The sequence below is a fragment of the Agromyces albus genome, from assembly GCF_004134825.1.
GTDB lineage: Bacteria > Actinomycetota > Actinomycetes > Actinomycetales > Microbacteriaceae > Agromyces > Agromyces albus.
In genome coordinates this window covers 1-23,599 of sequence record NZ_SDPN01000051.1, presented here as the reverse complement: position 1 = coordinate 23,599, position 23,599 = coordinate 1, and the positions used below count along the sequence as shown (strand labels likewise).

Genomic DNA, 23,599 nt, shown 5'->3' with positions numbered 1-23,599 from the left:
CGCCGTGGAGGCGGGCCGGGTCGCCCCCGCCGGTTCGCTCGCCGCCGAGGCCCTGCGCATCGCCGCGTGGCGGCCGCGCCTCGCGACCGAGGTCGACGAGAAGTCGATCCCGCACGAGCTCGACTGGCTGCGCAGCGCCGTCGACCTCGGCAAGGGCTGCTACCGCGGTCAGGAGACCGTGGCCAAGGTGCTGAACCTCGGCAAGCCGCCGCGCCGGCTCGTGCTGCTGCACCTCGACGGCAGCGACACGGTGCTGCCCGTCGCGGGCGACGCCGTGGTCGGCGAGAAGGTGCGGCCCGAGCCCGAGCCGGGCGCCGAACCCGAGCGCCGCCCCGTCGGCCACATCACCTCGAGTGCGATGCACCACGAGCTCGGGCCGATCGCCCTCGCCGTCGTGAAGCGGCAGGTGCCGCCCGGCCTGACCCTCATCGTCGAGAGCCACGGCATCGACGTCGCGGCGGCGCAGGTCGAGATCGTCCCCGCCGATGCCGGCGCGGCGGTCGACGTGCCGAGACTGCCTCGGCTCGGCGTCCGCAAGTGACCACGGCCGCCGAGAGGCTCGCAGCGCGGTTCGCGGCGGGCTCACGGCGGCTCGGGGACTCCCTCCCTGCGATCCTGCAGATCACGGTCACCGCGGTCGCGTCCTACGCGTTCGCGCGGTTCGTGCTCGGGCACGAGCAGCCCCTGATCGCGGCGATCGTCGCCATCACCGCGCTCGGCTTCGTGCGCGACGCCCGGCCTGTGCGGGTGCTCGAGACGGTGATCGGGATGACGCTCGGCATCGCGCTCGCCGAGGCGCTGCTGCTCGGCTTCGGCGAGGGCATCGTGCAGTACGCGATCGCCCTCGCCCTGACGCTCGCCGTCGCGCGCCTGCTCTCGGGCAACGCGGCCTTCGCGATCGCCGCGGCGGTGCAGTGCTCGCTCGTCATGCTCGTTCCGGCGCCCGACGGCGGCCCGTTCGTGCGCACGCTCGACGCCGTCGTCGGCGGTGCGTTCGCCTTGCTCGCGACCGCGGTGATCCCGCGCGATCCGCGCCGCACCGCGATGCGCGACGGACGCCGGCTCCTCGACGAGCACGTGGCGGTGCTCGGCGAGCTCGTGGCGTCGCTGCGCGCCGGTGATCCGGATGCCGCAGGCCACGCGCTGTCGAGGGCGCGAGCCACCCAGCCGCTCGTCGAGGCCTGGGCGGCATCCGTCGACTCCGGACTCGCGATCGCGCGCGTCTCCCCACTCGTGCGCCGCTCCCGTTTCGACCTCGAGCGGCTGCGCGTCATGCTCGCGGGTCTCGACCTCGCGACGCGCAATCTCCGGCTCGTGGCGCGGCGCGTCGAGTGGACGCTGCGCGACGGCACCCCGCGCCCCGAGATCGCCGAACTCCTGGGCCGCATCACGGTCGCGCTCAGTGTGCTCGCCGACTCCCTCCGCGACGTGGCCGCACAGCCGATCGCGCGCGAGGCGTTCGCCGAGATCACGCGCCATCTCGACCCCGAGCGCATCCTGCCCGACGCCCCGGTCGGCGACCGCAACGCTGTGCATGCGATTCGCCCCTACCTCGTCGACGTGCTCACGGCCACCGGGCTGAGCGTCGATGAGGCGAGGGCGCTGCTGCCCGGCTGACGAGCTGCCACGTGCAGCCGGCACCCGGCCGAGGTCGGCTGGGCCCGCGTCATCCGTCGCCTCGAAATGGGCCACCGGATGCCGCCGGGTTAGGCTGTTCGGCATGCCTCACACCCTCGTGCTGCTGCGTCACGGCAACAGCGTATGGAACCAGAAGAACCTGTTCACCGGTTGGGTCGACGTGCGACTCAGCGAGCTCGGCGAGACCGAGGCGAACCGCGCCGGCGAGCTCCTCGTCGAGCACGGCGTGCTGCCCGACGTGCAACACACCTCGGTGCTCACGCGAGCGATCCAGACCGCGAACATCGCGCTCGACGTCGCCGACCGCGCGTGGATCGACGTGCGCCGCTCGTGGCGCCTCAACGAGCGCCACTACGGTGCGCTGCAGGGCCTCGACAAGGCCGAGACGCTCGAGAAGTACGGGCCCGAGCAGTTCCAGCTCTGGCGTCGCTCGTTCGACGTGCCGCCGCCCGAGCTGGCCGACGGCGCCGAGTGGTCGCAGTTCGGCGACCCGCGCTACGCGGACCTCGCCGACGGCGAGCTGCCGCGCACCGAGTGCCTGAAAGACGTCATCGCCCGCATGCTGCCGTATTGGCGCAGCGACATCATCCCCGACCTCGAAGCCGGGAAGGTCGTGCTCGTCACGGCTCACGGCAACTCCCTGCGAGCGCTCGTGAAGCACCTCGACGGCATCAGCGACGCCGACATCGCCGAGCTGAACATCCCCACGGGCATCCCGCTGGTCTACCGCCTGGGAGACGACTTCATGCCGCTCGAGCCGGGGAAGTACCTCGACCCCGAGGCCGCCGCGGCAGGCGCCGCGGCCGTTGCCGCGCAGGGCAGGAAGTAGCGGCGCCACCACGGCAACGCGAAGGGCGGGGGATGCGACATCCCCCGCCCTTCGTCATGCCCTTGCTCGGTCAGGCCGCCGACTTCTCGGGATCCCAGTCGCCGGTCGCGAGGTACTGCACCATCTTCGCGATCGCGACGGCGTGGTCGGCGAACCGCTCGTGGTACCGGCTCGCGAGCGTCGCGTCGACGGTGTCGACGGCCTGGCCCTTCCACGTCTCGCCCAGCACCTTGTCGAACACCGAGAGGTGCAGCGCGTCGATCTTGTCGTCTTCGTTGCGGATCGCCTCGGCGAGGGGCACGTCTTCGGTGCGGAGGAGCTCGACGAGCTTGCGTGCGATCTCCACATCGAGGCGGCCCATCTCGGCGAAGGTCGGCCGAAGCGACTTCGGCACCACCTTGTCGGGGAACCGGTAGCGGGCGAGCTGGGCGATGTGCGTCGACAGGTCGCCCATGCGCTCGAGCGACGCGCTGATGCGAAGCGCGCTCACGACGATGCGCAGGTCGCGCGCGACCGGCTGCTGCCGGGCGAGGATCGTGATCGCGAGCTCGTCGAGCGCGACGGTGTTGTGGTCGATGCGGTCGTCGTCGGCGATCACCTCCTCGGCGAGGCTCACGTCGGACTCGTTGAACGCCCTCGTCGCCTTCTCGATCGATTCGGCGACGAGATCGGCGATCTGGACGAGTCGGTCCTGCACCTCGCGCAGTTCCTGCTGGAACACCTCACGCATGTACGAAATCCTTGTCTGCTCGGGCCCGCGCACGGCGAGCATGGGGTCGATCCGGCCCCGGGACATCCTCCCGGCTGCACATGAACAATAGGTTCTGGGACCCTGAACACTCACTAACGTACCGCCGGACGGCCGGACAACGGTCTATTGGAGCCATCCGGCTCGTTAGTGTTATGACATGGAATCCACGTGGCTGGTGCTCACCGCACTCGCCTTCGGCATCTTCCTCGGTGCCGCATTCATGATCGTGCTGCACATGGCCGAACGCCGTGGTTCGAGTGCCGCGCGTGTCGCCGCGCCGACCATTCCCGACGGAGTCGAGCACGTGCTCGAGGTGCTGGAGTCGGCCGGTGTCGTGCTCGACCCGTCCAACAACGTGTTGAAGGCCTCGCCGGGCGCCCTCGCCATGGGGCTCGTGCGGCAGCAGGCGCTCGTGCACCCCGAACTGCTCGAATTCGTGGTCTCGGTGCGCCGCGGTGGCGAGCCGGTCGACGCCGAGCTGAGCCTTCCACGCGGGCCCTTCGGCGATTCGCAGCTCCGGCTCCGCGTGCGCGTGGCACGGCTCGGCACCCGATTCGTGCTGCTGCTCGCCGAAGACCGCACCGAGGCGCATCGGCTCGACGAGGTGCGCCGCGACTTCGTCGCGAACATCAGCCACGAGCTGAAGACGCCGATCTCGTCGGTGAGCCTGCTCGGCGAGGCCCTCGACCAGGCGGCCGACGAGCCCGAGCAGGTTCGGCGGTTCGCAGGCCGGCTCTCGATCGAAGCCACGCGCCTCGCGAACATCACGAACGAGGTCATCGAGCTGTCGCGGCTGCAGGCGCACGATGCCGTGAGGCCCGACGTGCTCGTCGACGTCGACGACGCCGTCACGACCGCGGTCGACCAGAACCGGGTCATCGCGGCGGCGAAGCGTGTGGACATCGCAGTGCGCGCGTCTACGGGCGCCAAGGTGTACGGAGACCGGGCCCTCATGGTGGTGGCCGTGCACAATCTCGTCTCCAACGCGATCGCGTACTCGAACGAGGGCGGTCGTGTCGGGGTGGGGGCGAAGGTGAACGGCGACCTCGTGGAGATCGCCGTCACCGACCAGGGCATCGGCATCGCCGAAGATGAGCTCGACCGGGTGTTCGAACGGTTCTACCGAGTCGACCAGGCACGCGCGCGCAACACGGGCGGCTCCGGGCTCGGGCTCAGCATCGTGAAGCACACGGTGCAGAACCACGGCGGCGACGTGCGCGTGTGGTCGCAGCCGGGGCGCGGATCGACCTTCATGATCCGGCTTCCGGTGGCCGAGCCCGCCATCGAGCCAGACAGCGCAGATGACGCCGTCATCGCCGCAACGGATGTCGCACCAGCAACGACGGCGACGCCCGCCGTGAAGAACCGAGGAGACCGCACGTGACCCGCATCCTGCTCGTCGAAGACGAGATCGCACTGAGCGATCCGCTGAGCTTCCTGCTCGGACGCGAGGGGTACGAGGTGGAGGTCGCCGCTGACGGCCCGGCCGCCATCGCCGCCTTCGACCAACATGGAGCCGACCTCGTGCTCCTCGACCTCATGCTGCCCGGCCTGCCCGGCACCGAGGTGTGCCGTGAGATCCGCACGCGGTCAACGGTGCCGATCATCATGCTCACGGCCAAGGATTCCGAGATCGACATCGTCGTGGGGCTCGAGCTCGGCGCCGACGACTACGTGACGAAGCCGTACTCGACGAGGGAGCTGCTCGCTCGCATACGTGCCGTGCTGCGTCGCCGTATCGAGGTCGAGGACTTCGACGACGCCGTCATCGAGGGTGGCCGTGTGCGCATGGACGTCGACCGGCACACCGTCGAGGTCGATGGCGTCGCGGTGCCCATGCCGCTCAAGGAATTCGAGCTGCTCGAGCTGCTCATGCGCAATCCGGGCCGGGTCCTCACGCGAGGTCAGCTCATCGACCGGGTGTGGGGCTCTGACTACTTCGGCGACACCAAGACGCTCGACGTGCACATCAAGCGCATCCGCTCGAAGATCGAGGTCGCACCGTCGGAACCCGTACAGCTCGTGACCGTGCGCGGCCTCGGCTATCGCTTCGAAGCCTGAGGGCGCGGGCGCCAGCTGCTCCGGCGGGAGCGTGGGAACGGGCTGAGCCCGTTCTACGGTGCGAAGGAGGAGTACTCGGGCAGGCTGCTGTCGAGCACCGGCACGAGCTTCTCGACGCCCTCGGCGTCGCCGTACTGGAAGTACACGGGCAGGAATGAACCGGGCTCCGTGTCGATGCCCTCGAGGAGGAGCGGCTCTTCGTCGTCGCTGCCGAGCACGAGCGACTCGCCCGCTTCGACCTCGACCTCGAGCGTCTCGGAGTCGCCGTCGCCGAACTGCAGACCGAGCGAGACATCCTCTTCGCCGGTGTTGACGACCGTCATGATGAGGTTGCCGTCGACGCCGTCGTCGCTCACGATGAGCACGTTGCGCACGTCGAGGTCGCCGATGTTGGCAGCGATGCCGTCGCTCGGGGTGTAGGCCTCGGTGGTGGCCTGATAGGTGAGCATCGCGCAGCCGCTGCTGCCCAGTGCGAGACCGAGAGCGAGAGCAGCGGATGCCGCAAGACGCGCCTTCACAGAACCTCCAAGTGCGAGCGTGCGCATGGGCCCTGATAGCCCGTGCGCGAAGGGATCGAGACCGAGTGTAGCCTACGGTCCGACCCCGTCCCGGAGGGGTGGCGAACCTTAGCATGATCCCGATGTGATATCCTGAAAGTTGCCGAAAGGACATTTATTCATGCTTTTTGAGGTTGGCGAAACCGTCGTTTATCCCCACCACGGAGCCGCAACGATCACCGAGGTGAAGAAACGGATCATCAAGGGTGAAGAGAAGCTCTACCTCAAGCTGAACGTCACGCAAGGCGACCTCGTCATCGAGGTTCCGGCTGAGAACGTCGACCTTGTCGGCGTACGTGACGTCATCGGCAAAGAGGGCCTCGACAAGGTCTTCGAGGTACTGCGCGCTCCCTTCACCGAAGAGCCCACGAACTGGTCTCGCCGCTACAAGGCGAACCTCGAGAAGCTCGCCTCCGGCGATGTGATCAAGGTGTCCGAGGTCGTCCGCGACCTGTGGCGTCGCGATCAGGATCGCGGTCTCTCCGCTGGTGAGAAGCGCATGCTCGCGAAGGCACGTCAGATCCTCATCTCCGAGCTCGCGCTCGCCGAGAAGACCGACGAAGAGCAGGCGTCGACCGTGCTCGACGAGGTGCTCGCCTCCTAGGCGCAGCACTTCGGTGGCCGTCGCCGGCAGTATTCGGCGCGCTCGCTGAACCGGTCGGAGATACGCTCGAGTCGTGAGCTCCGTGACCACCGCCGTCATCGTCGTCGCCGCCGGCAGCGGCACCCGCCTCGGGCATTCAGAGCCCAAGGCGTTCGTGCCGCTCGGCGGTGACACGATCCTCGGCGTCGCGCTCGATGCCGTGCTCGGCATGCGCGAGCCTCCGCACGTCGTGCTCGTCGTGCCTGCTGAACGGGTCGACGAGGCGCGCGAGCGCTATGCGGCCGTCGCGGCGGCGGCATCCGCCCCCTTCGACGTCGTGCCCGGCGGGGAGACCCGCCAGGGGTCCGTCTCCCGTGGACTCGCCGTCCTGCCCCGCCTCATCGACACGGTGCTCGTGCACGACGCCGCGCGTCCGCTGACTCCGCCCGCCGTCTTCGAGGAGGTCGCCGCCGCCGTCCGCGCTCGGGGCCGCGGTGTCGTGCCCGCGCTCGCCGTGGTCGACACCGTCAAGCGCGTCGACCCCTCAGGGCGTGTGCTCGAGACGGTCGACCGCTCCGAGCTCGCCGCGATGCAGACTCCGCAGGGCTTCCCGCGGGGTGCGCTCGACTGGGCGTACTCGCACGCCGACGAGGAATACACCGACGACGCCGCGCTCGTGGCATCCACGGGGCTGGAGGTCGACGTCGTGCACGGCGACACGCGCGCGTTCAAGATCACGCTCCCCGCCGACCTCCACCGCGCCGAGCAGCTCGTTGCCGAGCGTGAAGGCAAGACCGCCGTCGCCGGGTCGACCTCCGCCGGTTCCGCAGCCGCACGTGCGCCGCGCATCGGCACCGGAGTCGATGTGCACGCCTTCGATGACGACCCCGAAACCCCGCTCTGGCTCGCCGGCCTGCACTGGCCGGGGGAGCGCGGGCTCGCAGGGCACTCCGACGGCGACGCCGCCTGCCATGCGATCTGCGATGCGCTCCTCGCGGCCGCCGGCCTCGGCGACGTCGGCGGCATCTTCGGCACGGGCGACCCGGCTCTCGACGGCGCTCACGGTGAGGTGTTCCTCCGCGAGTCGCTCAAGCGGGTGCGGGAGGCCGGCTTCGTGGTCGGCAACGTCACGGTGCAGCTCATCGGCAACCGCCCCAAGCTCGCGCCGCGCAGGGCGGAGGCCGAGGCGCTGCTCTCGGGCATCCTCGGCGCTCCCGTGAGCGTCGCGGCGACGACGAGCGACGCCCTCGGCTTCACCGGTCGCGGCGAGGGCGTCTCCGCGATCGCGACCGCGCTGCTCCTGCCCGCGTGACGCACGCGGGGCCGGCGCCTGTCGTCCCGCCCGCCAGGCGGTGCGCCCGCGTCACACGTCGGACGCCCGGATCGTCGCCGGTAGGCTTGGCGAGTGACCGTGCGACTCTACGACTCCAAGGCCCAGGCCCTGCGTGACTTCGTGCCCCTCCGTGAGGGGCATGTCGGCATGTACGTCTGCGGGCCCACGGTGCAGTCGAGCCCGCACATCGGACATCTCCGCAGCGCGCTCGTCTACGACATCCTGCGGCGGTGGTTGGCCTATCGCGGCTACGACGTCGCGTTCGTGCGCAATGTCACCGACATCGACGACAAGATCCTCCTGGCCGCGAGCGAGGAGCGCGCCGAGGAGTGGTGGGCGCTCGCCTACCGCGTCGAGCTCGAGTTCACGGCCGCCTACGCCTCGCTCGGCATCCTGGCGCCCACCTACGAGCCGCGCGCCACGGCGAGTGTGCAGCAGATGCAGGAGCTCATCGCCCGGCTCATCGAACGCGGGCATGCGTATCCGGCACCCGATGGCTCGGGCGACGTCTACTTCGACACCGCGAGCTGGCCCGTCTACGGCGAGCTCACCCGCCAGTCGCGCGACCACATGGAGGCCGCCGCCGACGCCGACCCCCGCGGCAAGCGCGATGCCCGCGACTTCGCCCTCTGGAAGGGCACGAAGCCCGACGAGCCGGCGTCAGCGAGCTGGAGCTCGCCGTGGGGGGCGGGGCGTCCCGGCTGGCACATCGAATGCTCGGCGATGGTCACGCGCTACCTCGGACCCGAATTCGACATCCACGGCGGCGGACTCGACCTGCGTTTTCCGCACCATGAGAACGAGCTCGCGCAATCGACGGCCGCGGGCGATCCCTTCGCGCGCTACTGGGTGCACAACGGGCTCGTGAATGTCGGCGGGCAGAAGATGTCGAAGTCGCTCGGCAATTCCGTCTACGCGTCCGAGTTGCTCGGGCTCGCCTCGCCCCTTGCCGTCCGCTACCTGCTCGGCGCTGCGCACTACCGTTCCACCCTCGACTACACGCCCGGTTCGCTCACCGAGGCCCAGGCCACCGTCGATCGACTCAGCGCGTTTCTCAGCCGGGTCGAGCGACGTCTCGCCGGCACGCGGTTCGCGGGCGTCGGCAGTCCCGTCATCCCCGAAGCGTTCGGCGAGGCCATGGACGACGACCTCGGCGTTCCGCAAGCGCTCGCCGTGCTGCACGACACCGTGCGCAGCGGCAACCAGGCGCTCGACGACGAAGAGCTCCACGACGCGGCGGTCGCCCACGGGCATGTGGTCGCGATGGTCGAGGTGCTCGGCATCGACCCCCGCGACCAGCAGTGGACGCTCGACACCGGGCCCGCGGCATCCGCTCTCGACTCGCTCGTCGCCCGCCTCATCGAGGATCGCCAGGCCGCGCGAGAGTCGAAGGACTACGACGCGGCAGACCGGATCCGAGCGGAGCTCACAGCCGCCGGGATCACCATCGAAGACAGTCAGACCGGAACGCATTGGAGCCTCGGATCATGAAAGGCAATACCGGAAAGCCGCGCGCCGGAGCAGTGCGCAAGAAGGGCAAGGGCCAGAAGGTCGGCACCGGAGGCCACGGGCGCAAGTCGCTCGAGGGCAAGGGGCCGACGCCGAAGGCCGAGGAGCGCAGCTACCACGTCGCCGGCAAGCGCAAGGCGGCCCAGGAGCGACTCGCAGCCACGGCCGGCGGCCGAGGGGCGAAGCCGGCCCAGCGCGCCGGGCAGCCGCGTGGGGCATCCGGCGCCGCACGGCGTTCGAAGGCGGGTGACGAGTCCGAGATCGTGACCGGCCGCAACTCCGTGGTCGAGGCGCTGCGCGCGTACATTCCCGCCTCGACGCTCTATCTCGCGTCTCGCGTCGAGATGGACGACCGCGTGAAGGAGGCGCTGAAGATCGCGACCCATCGCGGCATCCCGATCCTCGAGGTCATGCGCCCCGAGCTCGACCGGCTCGCGGGCGAGGGCGGTGTGCATCAGGGCCTCGCGCTCAAGGTGCCGCCCTACGAATACGCGCATCCCATCGAGCTGCTCGACGAAGTGCTCGCACGCGATGAGACCCCGCTCTTCATCGCCCTCGACGGCATCACCGACCCGCGCAACCTCGGTGCGATCATCCGTTCGACCGCCGCGTTCGGCGGGCACGGGGTCATCGTGCCGCAACGCCGCTCGGTCGGCGTCACAGCCGCGGCATGGAAGACGTCGGCAGGTGCCGCGGCGCGTACGCCCGTGGCGATGGCGCCGAACCTGACGCAGACACTCAAGGCGCTGAAGGATCGCGGCGTGTTCGTGCTGGGCCTCGACGGCGGCGGGGATGTCTCGCTGCCCGGTCTCTCCTGGGCCGACCGGCCGATCGTGGTCGTCGTCGGCAGCGAGGGCAAGGGACTGTCGCGGCTCGTCACCGAGACGTGCGACGCCATCGTGTCGATTCCGATCGAGGCGGCGACCGAGTCGCTGAACGCCGGCATCGCGGCATCCGTCACCCTCTACGAGATCTCGAAGCTCCGCGCGGAGCAGTGAGCGACTGGCGCCTCAGACCTTGAGGCGCCAGTCGTCTTCGTCGTCAGGGTCGATCGCACTGATGGCGGCCGTGTCGGTGGGGATGGTCTCGATCGGGAGCGTGAACGCACCGGTCGGCGGGTCGATGACGGTCGCCTCGTCGCGTCGATGGCGCAGGATGTTGTTGACGTAGGAGGTGACGGCCTCGGCGAGCGGCACGTCGCTGCCGGACTGCTGCGCGAGGTACCAGCGGTGCTCGAGCAGCTGGTGGAACACCTCGGCCGGCTCGAGCTTGCCGCGCAGGTCGGTCGGGATCGCGCGCACGACGGGCTCGAAGACACGCATGAGCCACTCGTGGGCGACCATCTCCTCGTCGAGGTCGGACTTGCCGTATGCGGCCCGATACGAGTCGAGGTCGTTCAGCAGGCGCCGCGCCTGGTTCTCTCCGGCGTCGAGGCCCGTGAGTCGCAGCAGGCGGCGCTGATGGTGGCCCGCGTCGACGACCTTCGGCTGGATGCGCACCGTGGTGCCCGTGCCGTCGGTCTTGATCGCGAGCTCCTCGATGTCGAAGCCGAGGTCGTTCAGGCGGTTCACTCGCTCGTTGATGCGCCACCGCTCGGCGCCGGGGAAGGATTCGGGCCCGGTGAGCTCTTTCCAGAGGCTGCGGTAGGCGTCGACGATGCCGTTGGAGATGTTGACCGGGTCGAGTTCGTCGGCGACGCGGCCGCCGGCCTCGAGATCGAGGAGCTCGCCGGCGATGTTGACCCGGGCGATCTCGAGATCGTTCTCGCGCTGCCCGTTCGAGAGGCCGCCGGAGTAGAGCTTGCCGGTCTCAGCGTCGACGAGGTAGGCGGCGAACGCGCCGGCATCGCGGCGGAACAGGGTGTTCGAGAGCGACACGTCGCCCCAGAAGAACCCGACGATGTGCAGCCGCACGAGCAGCACTGCGAGCGCGTCGACGAGCCGGGTGGCGGTGTCGGGGCGGAGTGTCTGCGAGAAGAGGGCCCGATAGGGGAGCGAGAACCGGAGATGGCGGGTGACGAGCACCGGCTTCAGCGCATCGCCTTCGGAGTCGGTGCGATTGGTGATGACCGCGGCCGGCTCGACGCACGGGATCTCGAGGCGCTGCAGGGTGCGCAGCATCTCGTACTCGCCCTTGGCCATGTCGTCGGTGGTCTCCTTGATGGCCACGATGTGGCCGCTCAAGTGGGCGAAGCGCACGAGGTGTCGCGAGATGCCCTTCGGCAGGGCCGCAATGGTCTCGTTGGGCCACGCCTCGAGGGGGAGATCCCACGGAAGGTCGAGGAGCGCCGGGTCGGCCATGGCCGACGTGATGGAGAGAGAACCGCTCATTGTCGCTTCAGCGTATCCAAAAACGCCGATGCCGGCCGGGTCGCCCCGGCCGGCATCGGTGTTCAACAGGTGAACGATCAGCTCACCACGGCCTTCTTGCTGAGACGGAGACCCGACTCGGCGTCGAAGATGTGCACGTGGTGCGGCGTGGCCGTGAGGTACACGCGCTCGCCGGCGTTCGGGTGCAGGCGGCCGTCGACGCGAGCGACGATGTCGGTGCGCTTGCCCTCGACCGTGGAGTGGCCGTAGAGGTAACCGTCGGCGCCGAGTTCCTCGACGAGGTCGACGTCGACCGCGAGGCCCTCGCCCTCGTGAGGCGACACGACGATGTCTTCGGGGCGCACGCCGATGGTCGCGACCTTGCCGGTCGACTCGGCGAGGGTTTCGCGGTCGACCGGAACCGTTGCGGTGCCGAACATGATGCCATCGTCGACGAGGTCGGCGTGGAACAGGTTCATGGCCGGCGAGCCGATGAAGCCCGCGACGAACACGTTCTGCGGCTTCTCGTAGAGGTCGCGCGGGGTGCCGACCTGCTGCAGGATTCCGTCTTTCAGCACGGCGATGCGGTCGCCCATGGTGAGCGCCTCGGTCTGGTCGTGCGTGACGTAGACCGTCGTGACGCCGAGACGACGCTGGAGCGAGGCGATCTGCGTGCGGGTCTGCACGCGGAGCTTCGCGTCGAGGTTCGACAGCGGCTCGTCCATGAGGAACACCTGCGGCTGGCGCACGATCGCGCGGCCCATGGCGACGCGCTGACGCTGGCCGCCCGAGAGCGCCTTCGGCTTGCGAGCGAGGTAGGGCTCGAGGTCGAGGAGCTTGGCCGCCTCGAGGACGCGAGCTGCGCGCTCCTCCTTGCCGACGCCCGCGATCTTGAGCGCGAAGCCCATGTTCTCGGCGACGGTCATGTGGGGGTAGAGCGCGTAGTTCTGGAAGACCATCGCGATGTCGCGATCCTTCGGGGGCACGTCGGTGACGTTGCGGTCGCCGATGAGGATGTTGCCTTCGTTGACCTCTTCGAGACCCGCAAGCATGCGGAGCGAGGTCGACTTGCCGCAGCCGGAAGGGCCGACGAGTACGAGGAACTCGCCGTCTGCGACCTCGAGGTCGAGCTTGTCGACGGCCGGGCGATTCCCGCCGGGATACAGGCGGGTGGCCTTGTCGAACGTGACTGACGCCATGGTTCTGTTCTCCTTCACCGGCAGGTACGTGCCGGACGATCCGTAGTGATGGACTGCGTCGACGTCGACGCCCACTCAGTATCGCACGCGAACGCGGCGTCGTCGTACGGGTGTGGGGAACCGTCGCGCGGGACGCGGTGACGGGATGCAGCGGGGACACGGCTCGCGTGCGGCATCCGTTTGGGGGATTCCCAGACACCGGACCTACTATCGTGGGTGCGTTCGCTCGCACAGGAGCGCGCCACACAGCGACCGGAGTGACCATCGATGACCAGCGGCGGAATGCAGCCACGCCCCACCCGTAACGACCGCAGGGAAGCGGCACGGGAGAAGGCCAAGGTCCTCCGCGAAGGACAGAAGAAGCGGGAACGCCGCAACAAGGCGCTCATCCAGGGCGGCGTCATCGTGGCGGTCATCGCGATCGGTGCGCTCATCTTCGGCTTGATCATGGATGGTCAGCGCCCCGCCGGCCCGGGCCCGCGGAACATGGCGAGCGACGGCATCGTGCTCGTCGGCGGCGAGTCCGGCATCTCGGCCGTCGAGACGCCGGCGCTGGAGCCCGAGGCCACGCCGACGCCCACGGTCCCCGACGACAGCGGCACGGTCGCGAACATCGTCATGTACATCGACTACCTCTGCCCCTTCTGCGGGCAGTTCGAGAAGACGAACTCCGAATCGATCCGCACCATGATCGAGTCGGGCGCCGCGACCCTCGAGGTGCACCCCATCGCCATCCTCACCAACAAGTCGGCGGGCACGCGGTACTCGGCGCGAGCGGCGAATGCGGCGGCGTGCGTCGCGAACTCGTCGCCCGAGTCGTTCTTCGACTTCAACGCGCTGCTCTTCGAGAACCAGCCCGACGAGGGCTCCACGGGGCTCACGAACGACGAGATCAAGGCCCTCGCGCAAGAGGCGGGCGTGAGTTCGCGCTCGACGATCGACAAGTGCATCGACGACGAGCAGTTCAAGGCGTGGGTGGGGGATGCCACGAACCGCGCGCTCACCTCGAAGGTGCCGAACTCCGACCTCGAGTCGATCACGGGCACTCCGACGGTGCTCGTGAACGGCAACCAGTACAAGGGCTCGCTGGAAGACCCGGCCGAGTTCCAGTTGTTCGTGCTCCAGGCGGCCGGCCAGAGCTTCGAGTCGAACCCGACGCCGACCCCGACGCCTGCTCCCTAGCAGTCGCAGCGGCGACCCACTCGACCACCACGAAGGCCCGGCATCGTGCCGGGCCTTCGTGCTGTCGGTAGGATGTCGGGGAGGCAACGCCCTCGCCGCCTTGGCGCAATTGGTAGCGCACCGCTCTTGTAAAGCGGTGGTTGCGGGTTCGAGTCCCGCAGGCGGCTCCAGATGAGCACACACCACCACGCCGAGCGCGCACGACTGCCGCTCTGGCTTGCGGTTGTGTTCGCCCTCGCGTGCGGGGCACTCACCGCGGTGCAGTCCCGCATCAACGGCCAGCTCGCGGGAGCGATCGACGACGCGTTCACCGCAGCCGCCATCTCGTTCGGCAGCGGGCTCGTGATCCTCCTCGTGAGCCTCGCCCTCTGGCGACCAGGACGTGCCGGATTCCCGCGCGTGCGCGCAGCGCTCCGCGAGCGCCGCCTCGCCTGGTGGATGGTGCTCGGCGGCCTCTCCGGCGCGTGGTTCGTCACGACGCAGGGCCTCTCGGCCGGGGTGATCGGGGTCGCGCTCTTCACGGTCGCGATCGTCGCCGGCCAGACCATCGGCGGCATCGTCTTCGACCTCGTCGGGCTCGGGCCGGGCGGCCGCAGGCCGCTCACCGTCACCCGCGTCATCGGCGCCGTGCTCGCACTCGCCGCGATCGGCTGGGCGGTTTCGGCGCAACTCGCGCACGAGGTGCCGCTCTGGCTCATGCTGTTCCCGTTCCTCGCGGGCATCGCGGTGGGCTGGCAGCAGGCGGTGAACGGCCGCGTCAAGATCGAGGCCGGCAGCGCCCTCACGGCGACCGTGTTCAACTTCGCGGTCGGCACCGCTGCGCTCGTCGTCGTCGTGCTCGTGCGCGCGGCGATCGTCGGCTGGCCCGAGTCGCTGCCCGGCGAACCGTGGCTCTACGCGGGCGGCGCCATCGGGTGCATCTTCATCGCAGGCCAGGCCGCGCTCGTGCGGATGGTGGGCGTGCTGCTGCTCGCGCTCTGCGGAGTGGCAGGCCAGCTCGCCGCCGCGCTCACGCTCGACCTCGTGCTGCCCACTGGCGGGCGCCCCGTCGATGTCGCGACCGTCGGCGGCACGGCGCTCGCCCTCGTCGCGGTGGTCGTGGCGAGCATCAGGTGGTCGCGGCGCAAGCACGCTGCGGTGGCGCAGGCCGGCGAGGTCGAAGCAGGGGTCAGCCGAGCGAGCTGAACCGGCCGGCCGCGATCGAGGCGTCGCGATCGCCGCGCGGGCGGGCGATGCGTCCGCCGACGTAGAGCCAGCCGAGCAGCCGCTCATGTTCGCCGAGCCCGTGCATGCGAGCGACCACCGGATGCCGCGTGTACGGCCCGGTGCGCCACATCACACCCCATCCGGCCTCGTCGAGCAGCAGGCTCAGCACATGCCCGACTCCCGCCGCCGACGCCTCCTGTTCCCACTCGGGAACCTTCGGGTGCGTCGTCGTGACGGCGACGATCGCGAGCAGCAGCGGCGCCCGAAGCGGCTTCGCCGCCAGGCGTGACGCGTGCTCGCCCTCAAGACCGGCCGCTGCAGCGAGGGCCTCGCCGAGCCTGGCGCGCGCCGCTCCGCGGAGCGCGATCACCCGCCAGGGGCGAAGCGAGGCGTGGTCGGCGACCCGTGCCGCGGCCTCGAGCAGCGACACGATCGCGTCATCGTCGGGAGCGGCATCCGTCACCTTCGACGACGACCGCCTCGTCAGCGCAGCCTCGCGCGCGGAAGCCACGCTCAGGACTCGGCGGTGAAGTCGAGAGCGATCGAGTTCATGCAGTAGCGGTCGCCGGTGGGCGTGCCGAAGCCGTCTGGGAACACGTGGCCGAGGTGGGAACCGCAGGCGGCGCAGCGCACCTCGGTGCGCACCGTGCCGAGGGAGGTGTCTTCGAGGAGTTCGACCGCTTCTGGCCGCACCGACTCGTAGAAGCTCGGCCATCCGCATCCGGAGTCGAACTTCGTGCCGCTCTTGAACAGCTCAGCGCCGCATGCCGCGCACGAGTAGACGCCGGCGCGCTCCTCGTCGAGGAGCTCACCGGTCCACGGCCGCTCGGTGGCCGATTCGCGGAGCACGGCGAACCGGTCGGCATCGAGCTCGGCGCGCCATTCCTCGTCGGTCTTGTTCACGCGGTATTCCATGAGCACTCCTCTCGGCGTCGGCCACGGTGGCCCCACCATGCTCGCAGGTCTTGCTGCAAGGAACTGCAACGTCGGCCGGTGGCCCACTGTTCCGCGCACTCACACGCCGTCGGCGCTCGGCGCACTCCATGCCCGGGATGCCTAGGATGTGCTGCAGGCGGACCATCCGCTGCGACGGGAGGAACGGATGAGCGCCGAGCGCGTGCCCTCCCACCGCGACGATGCGGCGCTCGACGAGCGGGAGCTGCAGATCCTCGCATTCGAGGCGAGAGCATGGCAGCATCCCGGCGCGAAGGCCGACGCGATCCGGCAGGAGTTCGGACTCTCGGCCGCCCGCTACTATCGGATTCTCGGCGAGCTCATCGACTCGCCGGCGGCTCTCCGGCACGACCCGATGCTCATCAAACGACTCCAGCGGATGCGTGAGGCGCGCGTGGCGGCGCGCTCCCGGCGTTCGCTTTCGATCGGCCGACCGCTCGATTGAGCCGGCCCCGAACCGACGACTGGACCCATGGCGCAGAAGTTCCCCCGCGATCGATTCGACTCCATCCCGCACGGCATCGAGCGGGTGGGGGCGCATCGCGCGCCGACGCGTCGCGGCGCCGGGTGGGTGGCGTTCGGCTGGGCCGCGCTGGCGACGATCCTGCTCGCGGCCGTGGGCATCGGCGCGGTCGTGGTCTCGAACGATCGGCTGAACTTCCTCGCGCCGCCCGTCGCCACCCCGACCCCCGAGCCGGTCGCCACCGCCGAGCCGACGATCGCCCCCGACATCGCGGTGCTCGTGCTCAACGGAACGTCGACCTCGGGGCTCGCGGCGCGAGCCGCAGAGACCCTCACAGCAGGCGGCGTGCCGGTCGGCACGACGGCGAACGCGAGCGCGAACGACCTCACCGAGACGATCGTCTACTACACCGCTGCCGAGCTCGAGGGCGCAGCTCGAGGCGTGGCCCAGCTCCTGCCCGAAGCCGACGTGCGCCTCTCCGACCAGTTCGCGGGAACGGAGACGCCGCTCGTCGTCGTGCTCGGATCCGACTACGCAGACGCCACTGCAGGCTGATCTCGCGCGAATCGTTGCCAATCTGCGACCATTCCTTGCGCCCAGCCTCTTGTGCCCGCGCGTCACGTCGTTACTATCTGGAATTGGTCGCTCAATCCCGTGTGAACGCCCGGTACCGCTCGCGGTGCCCGCCAGCACGATTCTGAGACCCGGTACAGGCGAGAGGCACGTGCTGATCCAACACGGCAACATGGGAGCAACGCATGGCGAACGGAACCGTCAAGTGGTTCAACGCTGAGAAGGGGTACGGGTTCATCACCGTCGACGGTGACGGCTCAGACGTCTTCGTCCACTACTCCGCGATCGATATGTCCGGATACAAGGTGCTCGAGGAAGGCCAGCAGGTCGTCTTCGAGGTCGGCACGGGTTCCAAGGGTCCGCAGGCCGAGGCGGTTCGCCCCGCCTGAGTCGCGCTGATGAACGCGCTGCCGGCAGTCCGGCGGCGCGTTCGCGCTTCGCCGGCACCTCGGGAAGGGCGCGCCGCGGCGGCGCGCTCTGCCGCCGCGCCCGACGACTACCATGACGCCATGAGGGGGCCGGCAGGGGAGCCATCGCGACGACGACTGGCCACGCTCGGTGCGCTCGCGGCATCCGTGTTGCTGCTCTCGGGATGCCAAGGCAGTCCACTCGAGCTCGTTCCGGTGCCGAGCGAGCCCGGCCGCCCCGTGACCACCACGCCGCCCATCTCGGTGTCGTTCGCGCCGTTGCGAGGCACGATGATCGAAGCACCGCTCGGTCATCCCGCCCTCGGCGTGAAGATCGACAATCATGAGGCGGCACGGCCGCAAATCGCCCTGAATCGCAGCGACATCGTCTTCGAAGAGCTCGTCGAGGGCGGAATCACCCGATATCTCGCGGTCTGGCACTCGGACGTGCCCGAGGAGGTCGGGCCGGTGCGCTCGATCCGCCCGATGGATCCCGACATCGCCGCGCCCTTCGGCGGCATCATCGCCTACTCCGGCGGGCAGGAGCACTTCGTCGGAATGATGATGGCGACCGAGCTCGTCAACCTCGTGTTCGACTACGACGACTCCGGCCTGTTCCATCGCGCCGATGACCGCCCCGGGCCGCACGACGTGATCCTCGCCGCCCAAGAAGCCGTGGCCCGCTACTCGGAGCTCGCACCGCCGCCCGTGCAGTTCGCCTACGGTTCGGCCGATCCGCTCGCCGCGCCGGCTCTCGCGGCGACGCCCACCTCGAGCTTCGACCTCGCGTTCTCGGACGCGCGGTTCCCGGGGTGGGAGTGGGATGCCGCGGCATCCGCCTGGCTGCGCTGGCAGGAGGGCGAGCCCGACCTCGAGGCGTCGGGTGAGCGCGTGCGGGCGACCAACGTGGTGACCCTGCGAGTCGGAATCGATTGGAGCTTCGGCGAGGTGCCGCGTACGGTCATGGTCGGCTCGGGCGAGGCGTGGGTCTCGGCCGGCGGCCGTACGGCGCACGGCACCTGGTCGAAGGATGCCCCAGGCTCGCCGATCGTGCTCACCGCCGACGACGGCAGCCGATTGCGACTCGCGCCCGGGAACACGTGGGTCGAGCTCGTGCCGAACGAGGGATCGGTGACGTTCCACCCGTAGGCCGCACATCCGAGTCGGTCGCGACGGCGAGACCGGCATGGGGACGGGCGCTGCTGAGGCGGGTCGAGCTCGCTTGCACTCGCGGCGGTCGAGTGCCAGAATCGTCTTAGCACTCACTCGTTTTGAGTGCTAAACCAACGAATCTTTGAAGACGTCCGGGAAAGGACGAGAAACACACATGGCAAAGATCATTGCTTTCAACGAGGAGGCCCGCCGCGGCCTCGAGCGTGGCCTCAACCAGCTCGCCGACGCGGTGAAGGTGACCCTCGGCCCGCGTGGCCGCAACGTCGTGCTCGAGAAGAAGTGGGGCGCGCCCACCATCACGAACGACGGCGTGTCGATCGCCAAGGAGATCGAGCTCGACGACCCGTACGAGAAGATCGGCGCCGAGCTCGTCAAGGAGGTCGCGAAGAAGACCGACGACGTCGCCGGCGACGGCACCACCACCTCGGTCGTGCTCGCCCAGGCGCTCGTGCGCGAGGGCCTTCGCAACGTCGCCGCAGGCGCCGACCCGATCTCGCTGAAGCGCGGCATCGAGAAGGCCGTCGCAGCCGTCACCGCTGAGCTGCTCTCGGCGGCCAAGGAGATCGAGACCAAGGAAGAGATCGCGGCCACCGCATCGATCTCCGCCGCCGACCCCGAGATCGGCGCGATCATCGCCGAGGCGATCGACAAGGTCGGCAAGGAGGGTGTCGTCACCGTCGAGGAGTCGAACACCTTCGGCACCGAGCTCGAGCTCACCGAGGGCATGCGCTTCGACAAGGGCTACCTCTCGGCGTACTTCGTCACCGACCCCGAGCGCCAGGAAGCGGTCTTCGAAGACCCGTACATCCTGATCGTCAACAGCAAGGTCTCGAACATCAAGGACCTGCTGCCGATCGTCGACAAGGTCATCCAGACCGGCAAGCAGCTCCTCATCATCGCCGAGGACGTCGACGGCGAAGCACTCGCGACCCTTGTCGTGAACAAGATCCGCGGCATCTTCAAGTCGGTCGCCGTCAAGGCTCCCGGCTTCGGCGACCGTCGCAAGGCGCAGCTCCAGGACATCGCGATCCTCACCGGCGGCCAGGTCATCTCCGAGGAGGTCGGCCTCAAGCTCGAGAACGTCACCCTCGACCTGCTCGGCCAGGCTCGCAAGGTCGTCATCACCAAGGACGAGACCACGATCGTCGAGGGCGCGGGCGACCCCGAGGCCATCGCCGGCCGCGTGGCGCAGATCCGTGCCGAGATCGAGAACACCGACTCGGACTACGACCGCGAGAAGCTCCAGGAGCGCCTCGCGAAGCTCGCCGGCGGCGTCGCCGTCATCAAGGCGGGCGCTGCGACCGAGGTCGAGCTCAAGGAGCGCAAGCACCGCATCGAAGACGCCGTTCGCAACGCGAAGGCCGCCGTCGAAGAGGGCATCGTCGCCGGTGGTGGCGTCGCCCTCATCCAGGCGGGTGCGCGTGCATTCGCGACCCTCGAGCTCACGGGCGACGAGGCGACCGGCGCGAACATCGTGCGCGTCGCGATCGAGGCGCCGCTCAAGCAGATCGCACTCAACGCCGGCCTCGAGCCGGGCGTCGTCGCGAACCGCGTCGCGGGCCTTCCCGCGGGTCACGGCCTCAACGCCGCGACCGGCGAGTACGGCGACCTCATCGCGCAGGGCATCATCGACCCCGCCAAGGTGACTCGGTCGGCGCTGCAGAACGCGGCATCGATCGCCGGCCTCTTCCTCACGACCGAGGCCGTCGTCGCCGAGAAGCCCGAGCGGAACCCCGTTCCGGCCGGTGGCGACCCCACTGGTGGCATGGACTTCTAGTCCGAACCGATCTCCGGCCCTCGGGCCCAGGTCACTACGCGAAGGGCGTCTCCTCCGGGAGGCGCCCTTCGGCGTGTGCGGGGTCGGGCGTGCTCGGGCGAGCAGGCGGCGGTCGGCTCCGCCGAGATCGCCCGCCGCGCCGCCTACTCCTCGCGCGGCCGGCCGAGGTGGCCGAGCAGGGCCACGAGGATCGTGATGGCCGCCGAGAGGGCGATGCCGAAGGCGATGTGCACGTTGAGCGCGAGCGCGCCGACGGCGGCTCCGGCGCCGATGAGCGCGATCGCGCCGGCGCGGCGGCGCCACGGGTGCTTGTCGACGCGGGAGCCGAACACCGAGTCGGCGGCGAGGCCCGTGATCGTCGACGTGACGACGACGGTCGTGACATCCTTCACCGCGATGTGACGTGCTGCGCCGGCCTGAGCGCCCATGGCGAGGCCGAGCGCCGTCGTGACGCCGAGCAGCACCGGCTCGGCGGGATCGGCGAGCACGATCATCGTCACGCCCGCCGCGACGAGCACGAGCGCGACGAGCGAGAACACCACGGTCGTCTTCGTGCTCCAGCCGGCGACGAGGTCGCGCAGCAGGCGGCCGGCGACCGCGGCACCGACCATGAAACCCGCGAGTGCGAGCACCGGGCCGAGGATCGGCAGGTCGTCGGCGCCGGTGAGGGCCATGCCCAGGATGACGATGTTGCCCGTCATGTTGCCCGTGAACACGCGGTCGAGCCCCAGGAAGCCGACCGCGTCGATGACGCCCGTCGAGAAAGTGAGGGCGAGCATCAGGCCGAGGTGTGTGCCGGCGGGGTGGCGTCGCATGGTCGAGATCACGGGGTCTCCTTGCAGGTCGGCCCCGTGTCGACGCCGTCGGCGAGCACCGGGCGGGCGGGACGGTACTCTCGACCAAGAATGACACACGACAGTCGTGGCGACACACGGACGGGGCGCTGAATGGGCAAGTTTCAGGGAGTGCTGCAGGCCGGATCCGGCGTCGGAGGCGGAACGTACCTCCCGGCCGAACCGGGCGCACTCGGGTGGGGCCGCCTGCCGGCGCGCGGGGACTCGCCCGTGCTCACCGTCGACGCCGGCGCCGAGGTCGTCATCGACACGGTGAGCCATGAGGGCATCCTCGAAGACCAGGGGCGTGATCCCGCGGCGTTCTTCCGGTCGCACGGTGTCGAGCGCGAGCACGTGCTCGACGAGGCGGTGGCGCTCGCGGCATCCGATCATCCGCGCGACCCGGCCAAGGACGGCCCGCACGTCGTCACCGGCCCGATCCGGGTGCGCGGCGCCCGGCCGGGCGACCTGCTGAAGCTCACGGTCGTCGACACGACCCCGCGCGTGCCCTACGGCGTCATCTCGAATCGCCACGGTCGCGGCGCGCTGCCGGGGGAGTACCCGCAGGGGGAGGGCAACGTCAGCGTCTTCACCCCGATCGAGCGCGACGAGCACGGCGCCTGGTTCGGCGTGCTGCCGCTCGTCGAGGGAGGAGAGCGGGGCATCCGGTTCCCGCTCGCGCCGTTCCTCGGCATCATGGGCGTCGCGGTCGACGACGACGTGCGGCCGCACTCCGTGCCGCCAGGCCCGCACGGCGGCAACATCGACATCAACCTCCTCACCGAGGGCGCTTCGCTCTACCTGCCCGTGCAGGTCGACGGGGCCCTCGCGTACGTCGGCGACCCGCACTTCGCGCAAGGCGGCGGCGAGGTCGCCCTCACCGCGCTCGAGGCATCGCTGCGCGCCACGATCCGGTTCGACGTCGTGCCCGCCGAGACGGCGCTGCGCGACTTCGGCGAGATCGCCGGGCCGCTCGCCGAGACGAGCGAGTACCTCGTGCCCACGGGTCTCGACGCCGATCTCGACCTCGCCATGCAGAATTGCGTGCGCCAGGCGATCGGTCTCCTCGGCGCGCGATACGGCATGGCGCCGCACCTCGCCTACGCGTACCTCAGCGCGGCGACCGACTTCGACATCTCGCAGGTCGTCGATCTCGTGAAGGGCGTGCACGCTCGTATCCGCACCTCCGACTTCCGCGCGGTGCAGCGTGGCTGAGCGGATGCCGCAGCCGAGCGCCGATGGTGTGCCCGTGTATGACGGCGTGCCCGTGCACCTCCCCGGGGGCGCCCTGGCGCCCGACGGTCTCGTCGAGGCGGCACTCGGATACGAGGCCGCGCTCATGTCCGACGACCTCACGACGCTCGAGGGGTTCTTCGCGCCCGGTGGCGCGACGCTTCGCGGCGACGAGGGCGGGCTGCTCGTCGGGCGTGACACGATCACGCGGTTCCGCGGCCGCCGCGGGGGTGCGCCGAAGCGCGTGATCGACGCGCTGCACGTGCGGCCCATCGGCGACGACCACGCGTGGGTCGCCGCCGTCACCGCCCCGCTCGCGGGCGGTCGAGGGCTCGTCACCCAGCTCTGGGAGCGCCAGGACGGCGCGTGGCGCATCGCCGCTGCGCACGTCTCGGCCCCGCCGCGGGCACTCGACCCGCGCGTGTGGCGCGTGGTCGGCGAGCCGCTCATCCGTGCGTCGGCGTCGGGCCCGCTCGACGGCTTCACCGTCGCCGTGAAAGACGTATTCGCGGTCGAGGGGTTCCCGCTCGGGGCGGGAGTGCCCGCGTACCTCGAGGGCGCGCGGCCCGAGCCGCGCTCGGCGGCGAGCCTGCGGGCGCTGATCGCGGCAGGGGCATCCGTTCGCGGCATCGCACAGACCGACCAGTTCGCCTACAGCATCGCCGGACGCAACGCGGCCTACGGCACTCCGCCGAATCCCGCCGTGCCAGGCGCGATCTCGGGCGGCTCGTCGAGTGGCCCGGCCGCTGCGGTCGCGATGGGGCACGCGACGATCGGCCTCGCGACCGACACGGCCGGGTCGATCCGCATCCCGGCCTCGTACCAGGGGCTGTGGGGATTGCGCACGACGCATGGTGCGGTGAGCACCGAGGGTGTGCTGCCCCTCGCGCCGAGCTTCGACACGGTCGGATGGCTCACCCGCGATGGGGAGACCCTTGTGGCGGCGGCGCGGGCGAGCGTCGATGCGGCGGCGCAGCTGCGGGTCGGCGCCCGGCTCGTGACGGCGGCGGCGCTCGCCGAGTCGGCGAC

Annotated in this window: 25 protein-coding genes and 1 tRNA gene; 19 read left to right on the top strand and 7 right to left on the bottom strand. The window is 70.0% G+C overall.

The features are described 5' to 3' along the window. The 3 genes from ygfZ to ESP51_RS18195 form a co-directional block, all read left to right on the top strand. The coding region (ygfZ, locus tag ESP51_RS18205) for a CAF17-like 4Fe-4S cluster assembly/insertion protein YgfZ (protein WP_164990590.1) at positions 1–541 on the top strand (541 nt) is incomplete at its 5' end. Next, entirely contained in the window at positions 538–1,617 is a 1,080-nt protein-coding gene (locus tag ESP51_RS18200; RefSeq protein WP_129522308.1) for an FUSC family protein, read from the top strand. The genes ygfZ and ESP51_RS18200, both read left to right, overlap by 4 nt. A 103-nt stretch (positions 1,618–1,720) precedes the next feature. Beyond that, a complete protein-coding gene (locus tag ESP51_RS18195) occupies positions 1,721–2,467 on the top strand; it encodes a phosphoglyceromutase (protein WP_129522307.1) in 747 nt (248 codons plus the stop codon). A 70-nt stretch (positions 2,468–2,537) separates the two neighbouring features. Here the strand turns inward: ESP51_RS18195 and phoU are convergent, their stop codons facing one another. After that, positions 2,538–3,197, bottom strand: coding sequence for a phosphate signaling complex protein PhoU (gene phoU / locus ESP51_RS18190; RefSeq protein WP_129522306.1), 660 nt, complete (start codon positions 3,195–3,197; stop codon positions 2,538–2,540). 178 nt (positions 3,198–3,375) lie between these two features. On the opposite strand from phoU, the gene ESP51_RS18185 reads away from it, so the two are divergent. After that, complete coding sequence (locus ESP51_RS18185) at positions 3,376–4,602, top strand: sensor histidine kinase (RefSeq protein WP_129522305.1); 1,227 nt, start codon at positions 3,376–3,378, stop codon at positions 4,600–4,602. Further along, complete coding sequence (locus tag ESP51_RS18180; protein WP_129522304.1) at positions 4,599–5,279, top strand: response regulator transcription factor; 681 nt, start codon at positions 4,599–4,601, stop codon at positions 5,277–5,279. The genes ESP51_RS18185 and ESP51_RS18180 overlap by 4 nt, the downstream gene beginning before the upstream one ends. 53 nt (positions 5,280–5,332) lie before the next feature. On the opposite strand, the gene ESP51_RS18175 is transcribed toward ESP51_RS18180, so the two are convergent. Beyond that, complete coding sequence (locus ESP51_RS18175; protein ID WP_129522303.1) at positions 5,333–5,797, bottom strand: hypothetical protein; 465 nt, start codon at positions 5,795–5,797, stop codon at positions 5,333–5,335. A gap of 160 nt (positions 5,798–5,957) precedes the next feature. Here ESP51_RS18175 and ESP51_RS18170 point away from each other — a divergent pair, with 160 nt between their 5' ends. The 4 genes from ESP51_RS18170 to rlmB all read left to right on the top strand — a co-directional run bounded on the left by ESP51_RS18170 (position 5,958) and on the right by rlmB (position 10,259). Then, entirely contained in the window at positions 5,958–6,440 is a 483-nt protein-coding gene (locus ESP51_RS18170; RefSeq protein ID WP_056734541.1) for a CarD family transcriptional regulator, read from the top strand. A gap of 73 nt (positions 6,441–6,513) precedes the next feature. Beyond that, complete coding sequence (gene ispD / locus ESP51_RS18165; RefSeq protein ID WP_241843252.1) at positions 6,514–7,731, top strand: 2-C-methyl-D-erythritol 4-phosphate cytidylyltransferase; 1,218 nt, start codon at positions 6,514–6,516, stop codon at positions 7,729–7,731. 93 nt (positions 7,732–7,824) lie between these two features. Further along, positions 7,825–9,243, top strand: coding sequence for a cysteine--tRNA ligase (cysS, locus tag ESP51_RS18160; protein WP_129522302.1), 1,419 nt, complete (start codon positions 7,825–7,827; stop codon positions 9,241–9,243). Beyond that, positions 9,240–10,259 (top strand): 23S rRNA (guanosine(2251)-2'-O)-methyltransferase RlmB, encoded by a 1,020-nt coding sequence (rlmB, locus tag ESP51_RS18155; RefSeq protein WP_129522301.1) that lies wholly within the window; start codon positions 9,240–9,242, stop codon positions 10,257–10,259. The genes cysS and rlmB overlap by 4 nt, the downstream gene beginning before the upstream one ends. A 12-nt stretch (positions 10,260–10,271) precedes the next feature. Here the strand turns inward: rlmB and ESP51_RS18150 are convergent, their stop codons facing one another. Both ESP51_RS18150 and ESP51_RS18145 read right to left on the bottom strand, forming a co-directional pair. Continuing rightward, positions 10,272–11,591, bottom strand: a complete 1,320-nt coding sequence (locus ESP51_RS18150) for a DUF4032 domain-containing protein (RefSeq protein WP_129522300.1) — start codon at positions 11,589–11,591, stop codon at positions 10,272–10,274. A gap of 77 nt (positions 11,592–11,668) precedes the next feature. Then, positions 11,669–12,769: an ABC transporter ATP-binding protein gene (locus tag ESP51_RS18145; RefSeq protein WP_129522299.1), complete on the bottom strand. Its 1,101-nt coding sequence runs from the start codon at positions 12,767–12,769 to the stop codon at positions 11,669–11,671. A gap of 282 nt (positions 12,770–13,051) precedes the next feature. Between ESP51_RS18145 and ESP51_RS18140 the strand changes: the two genes are divergently transcribed. From ESP51_RS18140 to ESP51_RS18130, 3 genes are all read left to right on the top strand, one after another. Beyond that, positions 13,052–13,951 (top strand): DsbA family protein, encoded by a 900-nt coding sequence (locus tag ESP51_RS18140; RefSeq protein WP_129522298.1) that lies wholly within the window; start codon positions 13,052–13,054, stop codon positions 13,949–13,951. Between the two features lie 94 nt (positions 13,952–14,045). Further along, positions 14,046–14,121 (top strand) — tRNA-Thr (locus tag ESP51_RS18135). 1 nt (position 14,122) lies between these two features. Then, complete coding sequence (locus ESP51_RS18130; RefSeq protein ID WP_129522297.1) at positions 14,123–15,136, top strand: DMT family transporter; 1,014 nt, start codon at positions 14,123–14,125, stop codon at positions 15,134–15,136. Here ESP51_RS18130 and ESP51_RS18125 read toward each other — a convergent pair. Next, positions 15,120–15,668, bottom strand: a complete 549-nt coding sequence (locus tag ESP51_RS18125; protein WP_129522296.1) for a nitroreductase family protein — start codon at positions 15,666–15,668, stop codon at positions 15,120–15,122. The genes ESP51_RS18130 and ESP51_RS18125 overlap by 17 nt on opposite strands. Positions 15,669–15,670: 2 nt before the next feature. Continuing rightward, on the bottom strand, positions 15,671–16,072 hold the full coding sequence (gene msrB / locus ESP51_RS18120) for a peptide-methionine (R)-S-oxide reductase MsrB (RefSeq protein WP_129522295.1): 402 nt from the start codon (positions 16,070–16,072) through the stop codon (positions 15,671–15,673). Positions 16,073–16,259: 187 nt separating this feature from the next. Here msrB and ESP51_RS18115 point away from each other — a divergent pair, with 187 nt between their 5' ends. The 5 genes from ESP51_RS18115 to groL all read left to right on the top strand — a co-directional run bounded on the left by ESP51_RS18115 (position 16,260) and on the right by groL (position 20,504). After that, complete coding sequence (locus ESP51_RS18115; protein ID WP_129522294.1) at positions 16,260–16,556, top strand: DUF3263 domain-containing protein; 297 nt, start codon at positions 16,260–16,262, stop codon at positions 16,554–16,556. A 27-nt stretch (positions 16,557–16,583) separates the two neighbouring features. Beyond that, positions 16,584–17,129 (top strand): LytR C-terminal domain-containing protein, encoded by a 546-nt coding sequence (locus ESP51_RS18110; protein ID WP_129522293.1) that lies wholly within the window; start codon positions 16,584–16,586, stop codon positions 17,127–17,129. A 203-nt stretch (positions 17,130–17,332) separates the two neighbouring features. Continuing rightward, positions 17,333–17,536 (top strand): cold-shock protein, encoded by a 204-nt coding sequence (locus tag ESP51_RS18105; protein ID WP_129522292.1) that lies wholly within the window; start codon positions 17,333–17,335, stop codon positions 17,534–17,536. 120 nt (positions 17,537–17,656) lie between these two features. Continuing rightward, on the top strand, positions 17,657–18,703 hold the full coding sequence (locus tag ESP51_RS18100; protein ID WP_164990589.1) for a DUF3048 domain-containing protein: 1,047 nt from the start codon (positions 17,657–17,659) through the stop codon (positions 18,701–18,703). 178 nt (positions 18,704–18,881) lie between these two features. Continuing rightward, positions 18,882–20,504, top strand: a complete 1,623-nt coding sequence (gene groL, locus ESP51_RS18095) for a chaperonin GroEL (protein WP_129522290.1) — start codon at positions 18,882–18,884, stop codon at positions 20,502–20,504. A 143-nt stretch (positions 20,505–20,647) separates the two neighbouring features. On the opposite strand, the gene ESP51_RS18090 is transcribed toward groL, so the two are convergent. After that, complete coding sequence (locus ESP51_RS18090) at positions 20,648–21,331, bottom strand: YoaK family protein (RefSeq protein WP_241843251.1); 684 nt, start codon at positions 21,329–21,331, stop codon at positions 20,648–20,650. A gap of 120 nt (positions 21,332–21,451) precedes the next feature. On the opposite strand from ESP51_RS18090, the gene ESP51_RS18085 reads away from it, so the two are divergent. Continuing rightward, positions 21,452–22,552, top strand: coding sequence for an acetamidase/formamidase family protein (locus ESP51_RS18085; protein WP_129522289.1), 1,101 nt, complete (start codon positions 21,452–21,454; stop codon positions 22,550–22,552). A 4-nt stretch (positions 22,553–22,556) separates the two neighbouring features. Then, on the top strand, positions 22,557–23,599 hold a 1,043-nt coding region (locus ESP51_RS18080; RefSeq protein ID WP_129522288.1), incomplete at its 3' end, for an AtzH-like domain-containing protein.

What these genes read in the sequence shown, in the direction of transcription:
- ESP51_RS18195 (WP_129522307.1), top strand. Translation starts at nt 1,721, where the DNA reads ATGCCTCACACCCTCGTGCTGCTGCGTCACGGCAACAGCGTATGGAAC.
- ESP51_RS18105 (WP_129522292.1), top strand. Translation starts at nt 17,333, where the DNA reads ATGGCGAACGGAACCGTCAAGTGGTTCAACGCTGAGAAGGGGTACGGG.
- ESP51_RS18100 (WP_164990589.1), top strand. Translation starts at nt 17,657, where the DNA reads ATGAGGGGGCCGGCAGGGGAGCCATCGCGACGACGACTGGCCACGCTC.
- rlmB (WP_129522301.1), top strand. Translation starts at nt 9,240, where the DNA reads ATGAAAGGCAATACCGGAAAGCCGCGCGCCGGAGCAGTGCGCAAGAAG.
- phoU (WP_129522306.1), bottom strand. Translation starts at nt 3,197, where the DNA reads ATGCGTGAGGTGTTCCAGCAGGAACTGCGCGAGGTGCAGGACCGACTC.
- ESP51_RS18110 (WP_129522293.1), top strand. Translation starts at nt 16,584, where the DNA reads ATGGCGCAGAAGTTCCCCCGCGATCGATTCGACTCCATCCCGCACGGC.
- ESP51_RS18150 (WP_129522300.1), bottom strand. Translation starts at nt 11,591, where the DNA reads ATGAGCGGTTCTCTCTCCATCACGTCGGCCATGGCCGACCCGGCGCTC.
- ESP51_RS18145 (WP_129522299.1), bottom strand. Translation starts at nt 12,769, where the DNA reads ATGGCGTCAGTCACGTTCGACAAGGCCACCCGCCTGTATCCCGGCGGG.
- msrB (WP_129522295.1), bottom strand. Translation starts at nt 16,072, where the DNA reads ATGGAATACCGCGTGAACAAGACCGACGAGGAATGGCGCGCCGAGCTC.
- ESP51_RS18130 (WP_129522297.1), top strand. Translation starts at nt 14,123, where the DNA reads ATGAGCACACACCACCACGCCGAGCGCGCACGACTGCCGCTCTGGCTT.
- ESP51_RS18115 (WP_129522294.1), top strand. Translation starts at nt 16,260, where the DNA reads ATGAGCGCCGAGCGCGTGCCCTCCCACCGCGACGATGCGGCGCTCGAC.
- ESP51_RS18170 (WP_056734541.1), top strand. Translation starts at nt 5,958, where the DNA reads ATGCTTTTTGAGGTTGGCGAAACCGTCGTTTATCCCCACCACGGAGCC.
- groL (WP_129522290.1), top strand. Translation starts at nt 18,882, where the DNA reads ATGGCAAAGATCATTGCTTTCAACGAGGAGGCCCGCCGCGGCCTCGAG.
- ESP51_RS18085 (WP_129522289.1), top strand. Translation starts at nt 21,452, where the DNA reads ATGGGCAAGTTTCAGGGAGTGCTGCAGGCCGGATCCGGCGTCGGAGGC.
- ESP51_RS18185 (WP_129522305.1), top strand. Translation starts at nt 3,376, where the DNA reads ATGGAATCCACGTGGCTGGTGCTCACCGCACTCGCCTTCGGCATCTTC.
- ESP51_RS18140 (WP_129522298.1), top strand. Translation starts at nt 13,052, where the DNA reads ATGCAGCCACGCCCCACCCGTAACGACCGCAGGGAAGCGGCACGGGAG.